The following is a 15,134-nucleotide window of genomic DNA, read 5'->3' as shown; positions in this document are numbered from 1 at the left end:
GGGCGCGCCCTTGTCCTTGGTCTGGTCACCGCAGCCGGACAGCAGCAGAGTGCCGGCGACCGCGATCGCGCCGACCACGGCGATCCGGGACTTCGCGGACTTCGCAGCGGTCGAACGACGGGTGGTGGTTGCAGACATGGTTACGTCCTCCTGCGGACAGGGCCGTAGCTGAATGAGGTGGACACCGACTTCCCGAGGGGTCGAGGTGCCACATGGATGCATGTGCGCGGTGCGATGGGTCAAGCGTCACTCCGAAGCCCGAACGAGCTCGGATCACGAGCCGGCAAGGGACTCGCCCCCGGACTCCGGATGAGCGTGCGCCATGTCGGAGTGGTGGTGCGAGGAGGTCAGGCTATGCATGGAATGCGGCCATGCATAGTGGTCTGGCGTGAATATTTCCCTGCATCGAGTTGCGTGCGGCTTACATATGGGCCCCGGTGTTCCAGTGCTCGACCCGCCGCGGAATCGGGTCGAAGAGCGAGTTGGGGAAGCGGGCGATGTCACCACAGGCCACCACGGCCGGGTGTCCCTCGACGTTCATCCTGCCGTCGCAAAACTGCCCGGCACGAAACTTCGGGTGCGCCTTGTGGACCACCGAGACCGCTTGGCCGGCGTCAACGCGGCACTGGTGCAGGTGGGTTGATAGAGGTCGGCCTTGCGTTCCGGTCGGGCGACGCGGTCGGCGCTCACCCCGTGGTCTCCAGGCTCCGCAGCAGATCGAGTCATGGGCACACCCCACACCTCACCGCGCCGCAGATCGATCCCCGCACCGTCGATTCAGTCCGAGATGCTGGACGAACCGCCGAGGTCGCTCACCACGCATACCCCCGCCGTCCCGGGACACCCGTACAGCGCGACCTCCAGCAGTCACGCCGAGGAGCAGCGGTGACGATGAGCGACGGCAAGAGGGACGAGGAAGTGATGCGGGAGCTGCTCCGCCGGTACGGGCAGACGTATGCGGCAGAGGCCCACATCGTCCTGAGGGACACACCGCAGCCGCTCTACCGCACGCTCGTGCTGGCACATCTGCTCAGCGCGCGGATCCGCGCGTCCGTCGCGGTGGCGACGTCGCGGGCCCTGTACGAGGCCGGGCTGAGGGACCCCGGACGCATGACCGAGGCCACCTGGCAGCAGCGCGTGGACGCCCTCGGGCGGGGTGGCTATCGGCGCTACGACGAACGCACGGCGACCCAGTTGGGAGAGGGCGGCCAGCTCCTGATCGACCGCTGGGGCGGTGACCTGCGCCGGATGCGGGAGCGGGCGGACGGTGACGCGGACGTGTTGCGGCAGCTGGTGCGGGAACTTCCGGGGATCGGGCCTGTCGGGGCGGACATCTTCCTCCGCGAGGTGCAGGACGTCTGGCCGGAGTTCGGTCCCTTCGTGGACGCCAAGGCGTTGCAGGGCGCCGAACGTCTGGGGCTGCCCCGCGACACGTCCGCGCTCGTCCGGCTCGCCGGGGACGCGACGCACGCCGAAATGGCCTCGGCACTGGTCCGCGCGGCCCTGGACGAGGACGTCGTGGCGGACTGCCTGAACCGCGCGGGTGCGGCAGCCTGACGTCAGCGCACGACCACCGTCTCGACCAGCGCCCGTGCCGCCGCCGCGATCGACCCGGCGTCGATGCCGGCCGCGTGCAGCTGCTCCGCCGGGGTCGCCGAGCCGGGCATCGTCCGTACGGCCAGGCGCACCACCCGCGGTACGGGGTGGCCGTCGGCGAACGCGTCGAGCACCGCGTCCCCGATCCCGCCCTCCTCACGGTGGTCCTCGACCGTCAGGAGGCAGCCGGTGGTCTCGGCGGCTTCGCGCAGGGTGCGGCGGTCGACGGGCTTGACGGAGTAGAGGTCGATCACCCGGACACGGATGCCCTCGCGGTCGAGCGCGTCGGCGGCGGCCAGTGCCTCGTGGAGCGTGACGCCCGCCGCGACCACGGTCAGCCGGTCCTCGCCGGAGGCGCGCAGCACCTTGCTCCCGCCGATCGGGAACTCCTCGGTGGCGCTGTAGATGACCGGGGTGGCCCCGCGCGACGTGCGCAGGTAGCGGATCCCGTCGAGCCCGGCCATCTCCGCGACGAGTTTCGCCGTCTGGTTGGCGTCGCACGGGTACAGCACGGTGGAGCCGTACACCGTCCGGAACATCGCCAGGTCCTCGAGCCCCATCTGCGAGGGCCCGTCCTGGCCTATGGCGACACCCGCGTGCGACCCGACGAGGTTGATCCCGGCCCCGCCGATCGAGGCCATGCGCACGAAGTCGTACGCGCGGGTCAGGAACGCGGCGAAGGTGGAGGCGTACGGCACCCAGCCGCGCGTCGCCATCCCGACCGACGTGGCGACCAGCTGCTGCTCGGCGATGTAGCACTCGAAGAAGCGGTCGGGGTGTTCCTTGGCGAAGAACTCGGAGCGGGTGGAGTCGCTGACCTCGCCGTCCAGGGCGACGACGTCTCCGCGGGCGGTTCCGAGGGCGGCGAGCGCCTTCCCGTAGGCGTCGCGGGTGGCCACCTCGTCCCCGGTCCGGTAGCGGGGCAGCTCCGCGTGTCCCGACCCCGCGGGGTGCAGCATGCGTGCGGCGGCGGGATGGGGGACCTCGACCCGCAGGTGGCGTACTCCGCCGAGTTCGGCGATCGCTTCCTCCGGGTCCGGCAGCGGCTTGCCGTGCAGGCCCTCGCGGTCCTGGACGGAGGCCACGCCCTTGCCCTTGAGGGTGCGGGCGAGGATCGCCGTGGGCTGCCCGGCGGTGGACAGGGCCTCGTCGTAGGCGTGGTCGACGGCGTCGACGTCGTGTCCGTCGATCTCGACGGTGTGCCAGCCGAATGCCTGGAAGCGGCGCGCGTAGGCGCGCAGGTCGTGCCCGTGCCGGGTGGGGCCGCGCTGGCCCAGGCGGTTGACGTCGACGATCGCGATGAGGTTGTCGAGGTGTTCGTATCCGGCGTGCTCGGCGGCCTCCCAGATGGAGCCCTCGGCGAGCTCGCTGTCGCCGCACAGCACCCACACGCGGTATCCCGTCCGGTCGAGCCGCTTGCCCGCGAGCGCGATGCCTACGCCGACGGGCAGCCCCTGGCCGAGCGAGCCGGTGGCCGTCTCGACCCACGGCAGGCGCCGGGGCGTCGGGTGCCCTTCGAGGCGGCTGCCGAGCCTGCGGAAGGTGAGCAGCTCTGTGTCGTTGATCGCGCCGGCCGCCTTGTAGGCGGCGTACAGCAGTGGGGAGGCGTGCCCCTTCGAGAGGACGAACCGGTCGTTGCCGGGGTGTGCGGGCCGGTCGAAGTCGTAGCGCATGTGGTGGGCCAGCAGGACGGCCATCAGGTCGGCGGCGGACATCGAGGACGTGGGGTGCCCGGAGCCCGCGGCTGCGGCGGCGCGGACGCTGTCGACACGCAACTGCTGGGCGAGCTCGGACAGTTGACGGGTGTTCATGTCGCTCCTTCCACGGAGATTCGTCCCGAGGGAGTTCGTCCCGAGAGGGTTCGTCCCGCGGGGTGCGTCGCGTCGGGCGGGGCCACCGCCCCGTGCGCCGGCGGTTACTCGGAGTGGGCAACGGTTCGTCTCCGAGTGGTCGCCACGCGACTCACCCGCGCTTACCGCGTCCCCCTGCGTTACGTGGCCAAACACGCACGCGGTGGCCGTGTGCTGGGGCCGCGCCCGGGTACCCGGCGAGCGCGGACCCGCGGTGCCGGCGAAGGGAGCGGCCGTGAGCAGGCAGGACGGGCTGGGGCCCTGTCGCGGCAGCACGGGCGCTGTCGCGGTCGCCGAGGCGCCGGACGCAGCCGTCCGGCACGCGGACGGCGGTGAACGGGGATGACCGGCCTGCTGGACACGCTGCCGCCCGAACTCGACCGCCGCACCCGCGAGTCGGCCCCCGGCAGAGAGCTGGCCGCCTCCCCGATGCTGGCGTCGCTCACCGACCGGCGCGAGTTCCCGCAGGGCTGGATCTTCGAGCGGAAACTGGACGGCATGCGGGTGCTCGCCGTACGCGAGCAGGGAACGGTGACGCTCCTGTCCCGGTCCGGGCGGCGGCTGAACGCCACGTACCCGGAGATCGTCGACGCGCTCGCCGCGCAGGACTGCGCGGACTTCACGATCGACGGCGAGGTGGTCGCCTACGCGCACGGCCGGACGGATTTCGCGCTGCTCCAGCAGCGCATGGGGCTCACCCGTCGCGCGGATGTCGCGGCGAGCAAGGTGGCGGTGACGTACTACGTCTTCGATCTGCTGCGCCTGGACGGCATGGACGTACGGCGGCTTCCGCTGCGTACGCGTAAATCGCTGCTCCGCCGGTCGATCACGTTCGGCGCGCCGCTGCGCTTCAGCGTCCATCGCAACGAGGGCGGTGCCGAGCTGCTCGCCGACGCGTGCAGGCGCGGCTGGGAGGGGCTCATCGCCAAGCGGGCCGACAGCCTGTATCAGCCGCGCCGCTCGGACGACTGGCTCAAGCTGAAGTGTGCCCGGGGCCAGGAGTTCGTGGTGGGCGGCTTCACCGAGCCCGCGGGCAGCAGACTCGGCATCGGCGCCCTGCTCATCGGCTACTACGAGGACGGACGGCTGCGTTACGCGGGCAAGGTCGGTACGGGATTCGACCGGCGGGCCCTCCTCGCGCTCCGGCAGGATCTCGGCCAACTCGAAGTGGACGCCTCGCCGTTCGAGGGCAGGCTCGCAGAGCGGACCGCGCACTGGGTGCGGCCCCGGCTCGTGGCGCAGATCGCCTTCACGGAGTGGACGCGCGACGGGATGCTGCGCCATCCCCGGTACCAGGGGCTGCGGAACGACAAGAACCCGACGGATGTCGTCCGCGAGCGTGAGGAGCGATGATTGAGCCGGCGGAGGTACGCTGCCCGCTCGCCGGGACACCGCTCCGCGGAGGGGCGACAGGGGGGGGTCGACCATGCGCACTGCGGCCGGGGACAGGTACCGAAGCCTGGTGGCCGTCGCCGCACTCGTCGCCACCCTGTCGGTCGCGAGTTGCGGCACAAGCTCCGGGCCGACCGGCTCCCGCACCACGAGATCCGGCGACACCGCGCATCCAAAAAGCGACGCATCCTCGCCCAACGCCCCTTCCGGCTCCCTTACTTGGGAGTTCGAGCACATCGCGGACTTCAGCGGGCAGATCAGCGACATCGCCGCCCTGTCCAAGGACGACGTCTGGGCGGTGGCGACCGAGAACAACGGCCAGGCCGATGCCCACCTCCTGCACTTCGACGGCACAGAGTGGAAGCGCGAGCCCCTGCCGGATGCCCTCGGCGCCACCACATACCCGCCGATACTCGAAGAAGTGGGCCAGGAAACCCTGTGGCTTCGACCGAGCGCGATGACCGGGGCGGGCGGGGTGACCGGCGAGAGCCCCGGTCCGCTCCCCTGGGCCCAGTGGGACGGCACCCGCTGGTCCACGGTGCCGAACTCGCCGCCGGGTGGCGAGGTCGCGGACTTCGAGGCCGCGAGCCCTGACGACATCTGGACGCTCGACCAGCCCCTCGAAGGCGCGCCGTCCGCCCGGCACTGGGACGGCTCCCGCTGGACCACGACACGGCTCCGGTACGCCGCCTCCGACCTCGCCATCGCCGGGCCGGACGACGTCTGGGCGGTCGGCAGCCGCTCGACCGGGCCGGGCACCGAGCTCGGCTTCGGCGAGTCGTACAGCCAGCCCGTCACGATGCACTGGGACGGCACCTCGTGGAAGTCGGTGGAGACGCCGCGGTTCCGCTTCGAGGAACCGATCCCGCCCGAGCCCGGCGCCTCCCTCCAGCAGGTCTTCGCGCTCGACGACGGCGAGGTGCGCGCGTACGGAAAGAACACGTTCAACCACGGCGAGACCGACGACGAACCCGCTGACGAGTTCATCCGGCTGCGCTGGGACGGCTCGACGTGGGCCGAGCAGGAGCCCGCGCCCGGCGAGTGCGGCCGACGGATCCCGGTGGGGCAGGACGACGGGGGCCTGTTCCTCGACGGGAACTGGTATCTGACGGACGACGGCCGGTGCGTGAAGATCAAGCGCCACCGCCTCCCCCTGTCGACCGGTGCACGCAAGGCGTCGAACCAGTCGCTGTGGCTGGAGGCGATCCACCGGGTGCCCGGCACGGACGAGTGGCTGGGCGCCGGACACGTCCAGGTCAACCAGTCCCGTGACGGCTTCGGCGCCCCGGTCGTCGTACGCCTGAAGCGCGGCGGCTGATCTCCGCGGAGCGCAACTGGCGGACGTCTTCACGGCTCCGTGGGACGACCTGGGCACTCCCTGACCCCGTCGCGTCGTCTGTCTACGGCGCCAGTCCGGCCGCGTCGCACGGGACGCTGGGTGATTGCTGTGGCGGGTGTCGCCTCTTCTGTCACATGTCGTCCCCTCCGCCCCACGCGTCCCGTCCGAAGTGAGACGTGTGTCAGGTCGTCGCGCACCGCACGCTCGCAGTATGAGGGGATCGGGCGGGCGGGTCACGCGAATCGGCGGCGGGCAGTTCCATTGCCCGTACTGCGGGCTGCAGCAGGACCGGGTGGCCACGCTGGAGCACGACTGGGTTCTCCTGGAGCCCGGGATGCGGCTGCCGGCGCATCTGGTGCCCGCGGAGCAGCGCTGGATCGAGCTGTCGGACGGCCGGGTGACGGTGTACGGCGTGTGCCCCGTGGACGCTACGCAGCAGTGCCGCATCGAGCACCGGCTCGCCTGCGCCGGGCAGGCACTGCCCGATCTGTGGCCGTGGCTGACGACGCTGCGGGGCGACGCCCGACTGCCCGACGTGGGGTGAACTCGCTCCCCCTGTCTCAAGACCGCATCCGCGAAGGTGTTGACCTGAGCGCACCCGCCCTCTGCGGTCCGAAACCTGTTCCGGAATCGATTCCGGTCTCCGCGGACTTCGGCGCCGACGACTCGGTCCTCGTCCACCTCGTCCTCGGCACCCGCGCCCCGCGCGGCCACCTCCCCTTCGACCTGCCGTCCTCGATGACGGCGGTCGAGTCCCACCCGGAAGATGTCCCGTTCAGCACGACGGATCCGCTGTACCGGTTCGGTCATGGGCTGTCGTACGAGGGCTGACCCGCCCCGGCATCAGGGGCACTTGCTCCAGCCAGAAATCCACCGGAACGTGGCCGATGCTGTGGCCGTCGGCGTCGAGCAGGCGGCCCAGGAGTTTGATCGTGTGCAGGCTCACCGCTCGTTCGGTGATGGTGACGTCCGGATGGCGCTGCACCACCAGCTGCTCGAGGCGGTGGAGGTCGGTGACATCCCGCAGCCAGGCGAAGAGGAGCAGATTGCTGGTGCCGGACACCGCCGCGCAGGCCCGGATCTCCGGCACGGAGGCGAGCGACCGTCCTACGTGTTCCAGCTGTCCCGTCGGCGCGGAGGCCCAGAGCACGGCGGTGTACGGCCACCCCGATATCTTCTGTGCCACCTCGCAGCGCAGCACGGCTTCGTGCTGGTTGAGGAGGCGATTGAGGCGGCGGCGGACGGTGGGTTCGCTGAGTCCGGTCCGCTCGGCCAGGACGGCGCAGGACTGACGGCCGTCGGCGGCGAGGGTCTGGATGAGCCGCCGGTCCTCGGCACTCACCTCTGTCGTGAGGGCGGCGGGCCGTGACGCCTGCGGGCCGGTGGTCTGCAGCGCCTGGCGTTGGGCGGGCTCGAGTGAACGCAGCCGCCACAGACTGGCGTCGCCGTAGATCGCGGTGACGACCTGTGTGCGGGTGGCAGTGATGCCCTTCATCTTGCCGAGCCGGTCCATCAGGTACACGGACAGTGCGGCCGGCGTGTGGACCGCGAGGCTCAGGAGCAGGGACCGGGCGCCGGTCAGGTGGTGGACGCTGACGACGTGGGGGTCACGGGCCAGCTCCTGTGCCACATCGCCGACGGCCTCGCTCCGGCAGTCCACCTCGACGTAGGCCATGCGCGCCCGGCGCGCCGAGGCGGTGTAGCACGTGACCCAGGCCAGCCCCGCGTCGGTGAGCCGCTTCCACCGGCGGGCGACCGTGACCGGGTCGACGTCCAGGACCTTGCCCAGCTCGGTCCATGAGGCGCGGGGGCGTACCTGGAGCGCGTTGACGAGCGCGAGGTCCAGCTCGGTGACGAGATCCTGCATACGGCTTCTCCCTGCGGTGGCCGACGGGTGGCGAGGCACGTCGGTGTCGGGGCGGAGTGACGGAATCCTGCAATCCGTCCAGCGTTCCCGGCAGGTTAACCACGCTATGCGCATCACCCAAGCGGCCGAGGAGCTCAGCATGGTCACCGATGCACAGATCAACCCGCCACCGGGCGTTCAGGCCGGCGCAGTCGAGGGAACGTCCATCGGGCTGCGCTCGGTCGTGGGATTCCTGATCTTCGTCGAGCTGGTCAGCGGGATCGTCCAGGGTTTCTACCCGCCGCTGATCCCTCACCTGGGGTCCGCCGTGCACGTCGGCGGGGGCGAGCTGAACTGGTTCAGCAGCGTCCAACTGCTGGCGGCCGCGGTGTCGGTGCCCGTCGTCGCCAAGCTCGGCGACATGTACGGCCACCGCCGGCTGCTGCGGATCGCCGTGGCCGGCGTCGCGCTGGGGAGCCTGCTGATCGCCTGCTCCCGGTCCTTCCCCGTCATGCTGGCGGGACGGGCGCTCCAGGGGCCGCTCGCGGCCTGGATCGCGCTCGAAGTGGCCATCGTGCGGGACAAGATCGGCGGGGACACGGCACGCCGCTCCATCGGTCTGCTCGCCAGCGCCCTGACGGCCGGTGCCGTCATCGGCGCGCTCGTCAGCGGCCCGCTCGACACCCACCTCGGCAGCCTCCGGCTCACGCTGACCGTACCGGCGGTGCTGACGGGACTGTGTCTGCTGGTGACGGTGTGCCTGATCCCGGAGTCGCGGAGCCGGGCCACCGGCCGGATCGACTGGGCGGGGGTGACCGGCCTGGCGACAGCCCTGGTGCTGGTGCTGCTCGGGCTCTCCCAGGCGGCGAAGGCGGGCTGGGGGTCGGGGCGCACCCTCGGCCCGGTCGCGGCAGGTCTTGTGGTTCTCGCGGTGTGGGTCGGGTGGGAACGGCGCGCGTCCGAACCGCTGGTGGACATGCGGCTGTTCGTCCGCAGAGCGATGTGGCCGGCCCAGGTGGGTGCCTTGCTGTTCGGCGTCAGCCTGTTCGGTGCGCAGGTGCCGCTCGCGACCTTCCTCGCCGCGAACCCGCACGAGGCCGGCTACGGCTTCGGCCTGTCCTCGCAGTCGATCTCGTACGTGCTCGCGCTGAACGTCCTGGCCGCCGTCGTCGGGGCGGCCCTGTACGGGGGCATCGCCCGGCTCGCCGGCATGCGCGGTGTGCTGCCCCTCGGCCTCCTCGTGATCGTGGTGTCGTACGCGTGGCTGGGCTTCCTGCACAGCGACCTGTGGATGATCCTCGTCGCGATACCCCTGGCCGGCTTCGGCACGGGGCTCCTGCTCGGCGGCCTGCCCGCCTACGTCTCCGAGGTGGCTCCGGCGAACCAGGTGGGCATCGCCTCGGGCACCTACAGCACCATCAAGGTCCTCGGCGGGTCCGTCGCCAGCGCCGTGTTCGGAGTCCTTCTCGCCACGTCCGTGCTCTCCGGCACCAAAATCCCCGCCCTGGAGGGATACGTCGTCGTGTGGTTCGCCTGTGCGGGCACCGCGCTGCTCGGCGTGGTGACGTTCCTGGCGGGCTGGGCGACGAAGGGGGCGCGCGCCGACCTCTCCATCTCTTGACCACCGCGTCCCCCACCCCTCCCAGATTTCCCAGATCGTCAAGGAGTTCTTTCGTGAGCATCTCCGGCAGCTTCCGGCTCGTGAACGCCCGCGTCATCGACGGCACCGGCTCCGCACCGGTCACCGGCGCGGAACTGGTCGCGGTCGACGGCCGCATCGCCTACGTCGGGCCGTCGCGTGACCAGGTTTCCGCCGAACACCGGGCCCTGCCCACCGTCGATGCCCGTGGCCGGACCGTCCTCCCCGGGTTCTTCGACTGCCACGTACACGTCGCGCTGTCCATCGAGGACGGTCTGGTGGCGCAGTTCGCCGACGCCGGCTCGTACGCGATGCTGAAGACGGCGCGACGGCTGCGGGACACGCTCGACGCGGGTGTCACCACCATCCGGGACCTCGGCGGTCTCGACAACGGGTTCAAGCGGGCGCTCGCGGACGGCCTGGTGACCGGTCCGCGTGCGAACCTCGCGGTGGGGGTCATCTCGCCGACCGGTGGCCACGTCGACTTCAGCCTCCCGAACGGCCATGTTCCGCGCCCCGGCGCGGACCAGGTGTCGTACATCGCGGACACGGACGACCAGGTGCTGACGGCGGTGCGTGAGCTGGTCCGCTCGGGCGCGGACGTCATCAAGGTGTGTACGAGCGGAGGTGTCTCCAGCCCGACCGACCAGCCGGACGACATGGGCGTGAGCGAGCGGCAGGTGGCACTGATCCGCGCCGAACTCGACCGGCACTCGCGCCGCCGGCGGATCGCCGCCCACGCGCAGGGCGCGGCCGGCATCCTCGCCGCGGTACGGGGCGGGGTCGACAGCGTGGAGCACGGGTACGGGATCAGCGACGAAGGTGTCGAGCTGATGCTGGAGAAGGGCACCTTCCTCGTCCCCACACTCAGCTCCGCCCTGCGCGTCCCCGACCCCGACCTCGTTCCCCCGTACCTGTACGAGAAGAAGGTGCGCTGGTCGCGGATCGCGCGCGAGCACATCGCGCGGGCGCTGCAGGCGGGGGTCAATGTCGCGCTCGGTACGGACGCCGGTGTGTGCCCGCACGGACGCAACCTGCTGGAACTCGTCCACCTGGTCGAGCTCGGGATGTCACCGGGTGACGCCATCGTCGCGGGCACTCGCAACTCGGCCCGGCTGCTGGGCCTGGACGACGAGCTGGGCACATTGGAGGTCGGCAAGACGGCCGACCTGGTGGCGGTGACGGCCGACCCGCTCGCCGACATCTCGTCACTCGCCGACCCCGCCAACGTCGAACTGGTACTGAAGGCCGGGAAGACGGTCAAGGACACGGCCGGGCTCACCACCGACGTGCTTGATGCGATAGCCGCCTGAGCGGGCGAGGACGACCCCGAGGTCCGGCCTATACGAACCGCACCTCGGGGAACCGCGCCGAAGGCCCGTCCAGCAAGTGGCCACCCGCATCCCCGCGGAGCCAGCGGTCGAAGAACGCGGTCACGTACGCCCGTTGCGCCCCGATCGCCCGCGCCGCCGGGACCGTCCCCACCAGACCGGTGACCGTCTCCTCCGGCAGGCCCAACTGCCGGGCGATCTGCGGAATCAGCGACGTGGCATCGGTGTACGTCGCATGCTGCGCACCCCGCAGCACCAGGTCCCGGCGCCAGCCGTCACTGTGCTCCCACAGCGCGCGCCAGGACGGCACGTTCGTACGGTCGTCGCCGTCCATGCCCATCAGCAGCAGTGGCCCGTCCACCCCGTCCCGCGCCACCGAGGACAGGTTCCCCTCGTCGTGGTCGTCCGATACGTAGGCGAGCACCCCGTCGAGATTCGCCGCCGCCGTGATCCGTCCGTCGTCATGCATCGTCTGCAGCGCCGCGAAACCGCCCGCCGACTGCCCGAACATGCCGACGGGCGCGCGCTCCAGGCGGCCCTCCGCGAACGCCCGGTCCACCTCGTCCAGGACGAACCGCGTATCCGCCACCCGTACCGCGCTGGTCTTCTCCATCAGCGCGACGACCGCCTCGGGCCCCTCCTTCAGCGCCCGCTCGAACTCCTGCGGCAGCCGTGTCGTCTCCACCCGCCCGCCGGGGAACTCCACCGCGGACGCGTCGTAGGTGTGGTCGACGGCCACCACCACGTAGCCGTGTGAGGCGAGTTCGTCCGTCAGCGTCGTGCCGAGGGTGCGCGGGTCGCCCACTCCCGGCGAGTACAGCACGACCGGCCGCGGTCCGCGCCGGTCAATGGGTGCGCCCAGGTGGGCGAAGGTGCGCGTCGCGCTCCAGTCGACGCGGTCCTTCGGCAGGTCGCCGAAGTTGTTCACCCGGTCGAAGCCGGCCGCCTCGCCTCGCGTCATCTGCGGGACGCGGGGGTGCGCGGCGACCGAGCGGGCCGGGTACCGCACATCCACCATCAGCTCGCGACTGCGTCCCGCCACCCACGGATCCGCACGCCGCCGGTCCACAAGCCGCAGGGACACGGTCCCCACGGCGTACGGCCCGGTCGGCGCGGGCAGCTTCATACGCGCCCTACGTCGCGTGGGTCCCGTAGCGTCCGCTGCCATCGCCCTCGCGCCGGGCCCGCCCGATGCAGCCCAGGCGAGGCCGAGCGCCGACGCGGCCACCACCCGTCGCCTGCTCGTCACGTTGGTCTTGGTGGTCGTCCGGGTACTGGTGTTGGCGTTGGCGTTGGTGTCCATGCCGGAAGCCTCGCCGGTCACCCGCCCGCGTCACCATCCGGCAGGCCACACCATCCAGTTGGGGGAAACCCCACCCTCCGCGAGCGCTCAGCGCCCCGTGCCGCCCTCGACCAGTCGCCTCAGCGAGGGAAGCAGCGTGTCGAGGTCCTGGCCGGTACGGAAGGCCACAAGAGTGGTGCCGGCGTCGCCCGCCTCCCCGGAACCGGAGGGCGCGGGGAAGAGCGCGACCACGTCGCGCATCGCCTCGTCCATCTCCACCACCGGGTCGGAGGTCTCGCCCCGGAGCCAGCGGCGCAGTACGTGGTTGTGGGCCGCCACCACGGCCGCCGCCATGAGTTCGGCGCGCAGCGAGGCCGACTCGGTCGGGTCTCCCATCCAGTCCGCGATGAACTCGCGGAACAGCCGCTGGTACCTGGCCACACTGGCGATCTCCCGGTCCCGCAGGACCGCCACCTTGCTGGTCAGCGTGTACCGCCGACGCGCGAGGTCACCCTCGTCGATGTAGTGCAGCAGCACCAGACGGACCGCGTCGGACACGGCGATCAGGCCGGTGCTGTGGCTGGAGGTGGCCAGCCTGTCCTTGATCAGCGTGAGCAGCCGGTCGTGGTCGGGGAAGATCACGTCTTCCTTGGACCGGTAGTGCCGGAAGAACGTCGTACGTCCCACCCCGGCCCGCTCGGCGATGTCGTCGACGGTGGTCTGCTCGTATCCGCGCTCGTCGAAGAGCGCGAAGGCGGCGTCCGCGAGACGGATCCGCGCGGCTGGCTTACTCATGACCACCCATCCTCACTCATGTCCGCCCATCCTTCCCTGTCCCGGCCCCCGGGAGCCACTTGCCCCTCCCAACGGTACTGAGTACCGTTGTATTGACATCGAGTACCGAGGAGGTCCGGCGTGGGTTCCGCTGCACAGAGTGAGTCAGGCCTGCCCATCCAGCCGCTCTACGACGGCCGGGCGCTGACGGATTTCGACGCGGACGCCAAGCTGGGCGCCCCGGGCGAGTTCCCGTACACACGCGGTGTGTATCCGTCGATGTACACCGGCCGGCCGTGGACGATGCGCCAGTACGCCGGATTCGGTACGGCCAAGGAGTCCAACGAGCGCTACCACGAGCTGGTGGGCGCCGGAACGGGCGGCCTGAGCGTCGCCTTCGACCTGCCGACGCAGATGGGCTACGACTCCGACGAGTCGATCGCCCGCGGCGAGGTAGGCAAGGTCGGCGTGGCGATCGACTCGATCGAGGACATGCGCACGCTGTTCCAGGGCCTGCCCCTGGACAAGGTGTCCACGTCGATGACGATCAACGCCCCCGGCTCGGTGCTGCTCCTGCTCTACCAGCTCGTCGCGGCCGAGCAGGGCATCTCCGGCGACCAGCTCACCGGCACCATCCAGAACGACGTGCTCAAGGAGTACATCGCCCGCGGCACGTACATCTTCCCGCCGAAGCAGTCCCTGCGGCTGATCAGCGACATCTTCGCGTACTGCCACAAGGAGATGCCCCGCTGGAACACCATCTCCATCTCGGGCTACCACATGGCCGAGGCCGGTGCCACACCCGCGCAGGAGATCGCCTTCACCCTCGCCAACGCGAAGGAGTACGTGCGCGCCGCGATCGCCGCCGGTCTGGACGTCGACGACTTCGCGCCGCGACTGTCCTTCTTCTTCGTCGCGCGGACCACGCTGCTCGAAGAGATCGCCAAGTTCCGTGCCGCGCGCCGCATCTGGGCCCGCATCATGCGTGACGAGTTCGGGGCGAAGAACCCCAAGTCGCAGATGCTGCGTTTCCACACGCAGACCGCAGGCGTACAGCTGACCGCGCAGCAGCCCGAGGTCAACCTCGTCCGGGTCGCCCTCCAGGGCCTCGGCGCCGTCCTCGGCGGTACGCAGTCCCTGCACACCAACTCGTACGACGAGGCCATCGCGCTGCCCACGCAGAAGGCGGCCCGGCTCGCCCTGCGCACCCAGCAGGTCATCGCCTACGAGACCGACGTGACCAAGACCGTCGACCCGTTCGCCGGGTCCTACGTCATGGAGTCGATGACGGACGACGTCGAGGCGGCGGCCCTCGACCTGATCCAGGCCGTCGAGGACCGCGGCGGCGCGGTGGCGGCCATCGAGCAGGGCTTCCAGAAGTCCGAGATCGAGAAGTCCGCGTACCGCATCGCGCTGGAGATCGACAACCAGGAACGCACCGTGGTCGGCGTCAACAAGTACGCCCTCGACGAGGAAGAGCCGTACGAACCTCTGCGGGTCGACCCCCAGATCGAGATCGACCAGTGCGACCGCCTCGCGGCCCTGCGCAAGGAACGCGACAACGACGCCGTCGAGCTGGCGCTCGAGGCACTGCGGGACGCGGCGCGCGGCACCGACAACGTCCTGCCCCCGATGCGCGAGGCACTGCGCCTGCGCGCCACGGTCGGCGAGGTCTCCCACGCCCTGCGCGACGTGTGGGGCGTACACGTCCCTCACGACACGTTCTGATCCTGCCGATCCATGAATCGCACCGATCCTTGACCCTGTAGATCCATTGACCCTGTCGATTCCTTCTGACCAGTGAGCCCCGGGTGGAGCAACCAGTGAACGACATCAATATCCACACGACCGCGGGCAAGCTCGCGGACCTGCAGCGCCGGATCGACGAGGCCACCCACGCCGGCTCCGCGCGCGCGGTGGAGAAGCAGCACGCGAAGGGCAAACTGACGGCCCGTGAACGCATCGAACTCCTCCTGGACGAGGGCTCGTTCGTAGAACTCGACGAGTTCGCCCGCCACCGCTCCACCGCGTTCGGCCTGGACGAGAACCAGCCCTACGGCGACGGCGTCGTCACCGGCTACGGCA

Annotated in this window: 13 protein-coding genes; 9 read left to right on the top strand and 4 right to left on the bottom strand. The window is 70.8% G+C overall.

The genetic code is table 11. From position 1 onward, the window contains the following. Positions 1-891 precede the first annotated feature (891 nt). Positions 892-1,557, top strand: a complete 666-nt coding sequence (locus tag EOT10_RS40570; RefSeq protein WP_127833386.1) for an endonuclease — start codon at positions 892-894, stop codon at positions 1,555-1,557. Between the two features lie 2 nt (positions 1,558-1,559). Here the strand turns inward: EOT10_RS40570 and EOT10_RS40565 are convergent, their stop codons facing one another. Then, positions 1,560-3,407: a transketolase gene (locus EOT10_RS40565; RefSeq protein WP_127833385.1), complete on the bottom strand. Its 1,848-nt coding sequence runs from the start codon at positions 3,405-3,407 to the stop codon at positions 1,560-1,562. Between the two features lie 381 nt (positions 3,408-3,788). Between EOT10_RS40565 and ligD the strand changes: the two genes are divergently transcribed. From ligD to EOT10_RS40545, 4 genes are all read left to right on the top strand, one after another. Beyond that, positions 3,789-4,799: a non-homologous end-joining DNA ligase gene (ligD, locus tag EOT10_RS40560; protein WP_127833384.1), complete on the top strand. Its 1,011-nt coding sequence runs from the start codon at positions 3,789-3,791 to the stop codon at positions 4,797-4,799. Positions 4,800-4,908: 109 nt separating this feature from the next. Next, on the top strand, positions 4,909-6,156 hold the full coding sequence (locus tag EOT10_RS40555; protein ID WP_127833383.1) for a hypothetical protein: 1,248 nt from the start codon (positions 4,909-4,911) through the stop codon (positions 6,154-6,156). A 232-nt stretch (positions 6,157-6,388) separates the two neighbouring features. Beyond that, the gene (locus tag EOT10_RS40550) at positions 6,389-6,721 is read left to right on the top strand and encodes a DUF6083 domain-containing protein (protein ID WP_223281525.1); all 333 of its coding nucleotides are present in this window, start codon (positions 6,389-6,391) and stop codon (positions 6,719-6,721) included. Continuing rightward, positions 6,718-7,008, top strand: coding sequence for a hypothetical protein (locus EOT10_RS40545; RefSeq protein WP_127833382.1), 291 nt, complete (start codon positions 6,718-6,720; stop codon positions 7,006-7,008). The genes EOT10_RS40550 and EOT10_RS40545 overlap by 4 nt, the downstream gene beginning before the upstream one ends. On the opposite strand, the gene EOT10_RS40540 is transcribed toward EOT10_RS40545, so the two are convergent. Next, a complete protein-coding gene (locus EOT10_RS40540) occupies positions 6,953-8,044 on the bottom strand; it encodes an Lrp/AsnC family transcriptional regulator (protein WP_127833381.1) in 1,092 nt (363 codons plus the stop codon). The genes EOT10_RS40545 and EOT10_RS40540 overlap by 56 nt on opposite strands. A 139-nt stretch (positions 8,045-8,183) precedes the next feature. Between EOT10_RS40540 and EOT10_RS40535 the strand changes: the two genes are divergently transcribed. Both EOT10_RS40535 and EOT10_RS40530 read left to right on the top strand, forming a co-directional pair. Continuing rightward, positions 8,184-9,644, top strand: a complete 1,461-nt coding sequence (locus EOT10_RS40535; protein WP_189492755.1) for an MFS transporter — start codon at positions 8,184-8,186, stop codon at positions 9,642-9,644. Positions 9,645-9,697: 53 nt separating this feature from the next. After that, a complete protein-coding gene (locus EOT10_RS40530; protein ID WP_127833379.1) occupies positions 9,698-10,975 on the top strand; it encodes a metal-dependent hydrolase family protein in 1,278 nt (425 codons plus the stop codon). A 28-nt stretch (positions 10,976-11,003) separates the two neighbouring features. Here EOT10_RS40530 and EOT10_RS40525 read toward each other — a convergent pair whose 3' ends face one another. Beyond that, positions 11,004-12,296, bottom strand: a complete 1,293-nt coding sequence (locus tag EOT10_RS40525) for an alpha/beta hydrolase family protein (RefSeq protein ID WP_189492752.1) — start codon at positions 12,294-12,296, stop codon at positions 11,004-11,006. Positions 12,297-12,383: 87 nt separating this feature from the next. Next, on the bottom strand, positions 12,384-13,070 hold the full coding sequence (locus EOT10_RS40520; RefSeq protein WP_127833378.1) for a TetR/AcrR family transcriptional regulator: 687 nt from the start codon (positions 13,068-13,070) through the stop codon (positions 12,384-12,386). Between the two features lie 120 nt (positions 13,071-13,190). Between EOT10_RS40520 and EOT10_RS40515 the strand changes: the two genes are divergently transcribed. After that, complete coding sequence (locus tag EOT10_RS40515) at positions 13,191-14,777, top strand: acyl-CoA mutase large subunit family protein (protein WP_127833377.1); 1,587 nt, start codon at positions 13,191-13,193, stop codon at positions 14,775-14,777. Positions 14,778-14,872: 95 nt separating this feature from the next. Continuing rightward, a partial coding sequence (locus EOT10_RS40510) for a carboxyl transferase domain-containing protein (RefSeq protein WP_431313377.1) occupies positions 14,873-15,134 on the top strand: 262 nt, incomplete at its 3' end.

The organism is Streptomyces antnestii (genome assembly GCF_004005495.1).
GTDB lineage: Bacteria > Actinomycetota > Actinomycetes > Streptomycetales > Streptomycetaceae > Streptomyces > Streptomyces antnestii.
This window is presented reverse-complemented; position numbering and strand designations above follow the sequence as displayed.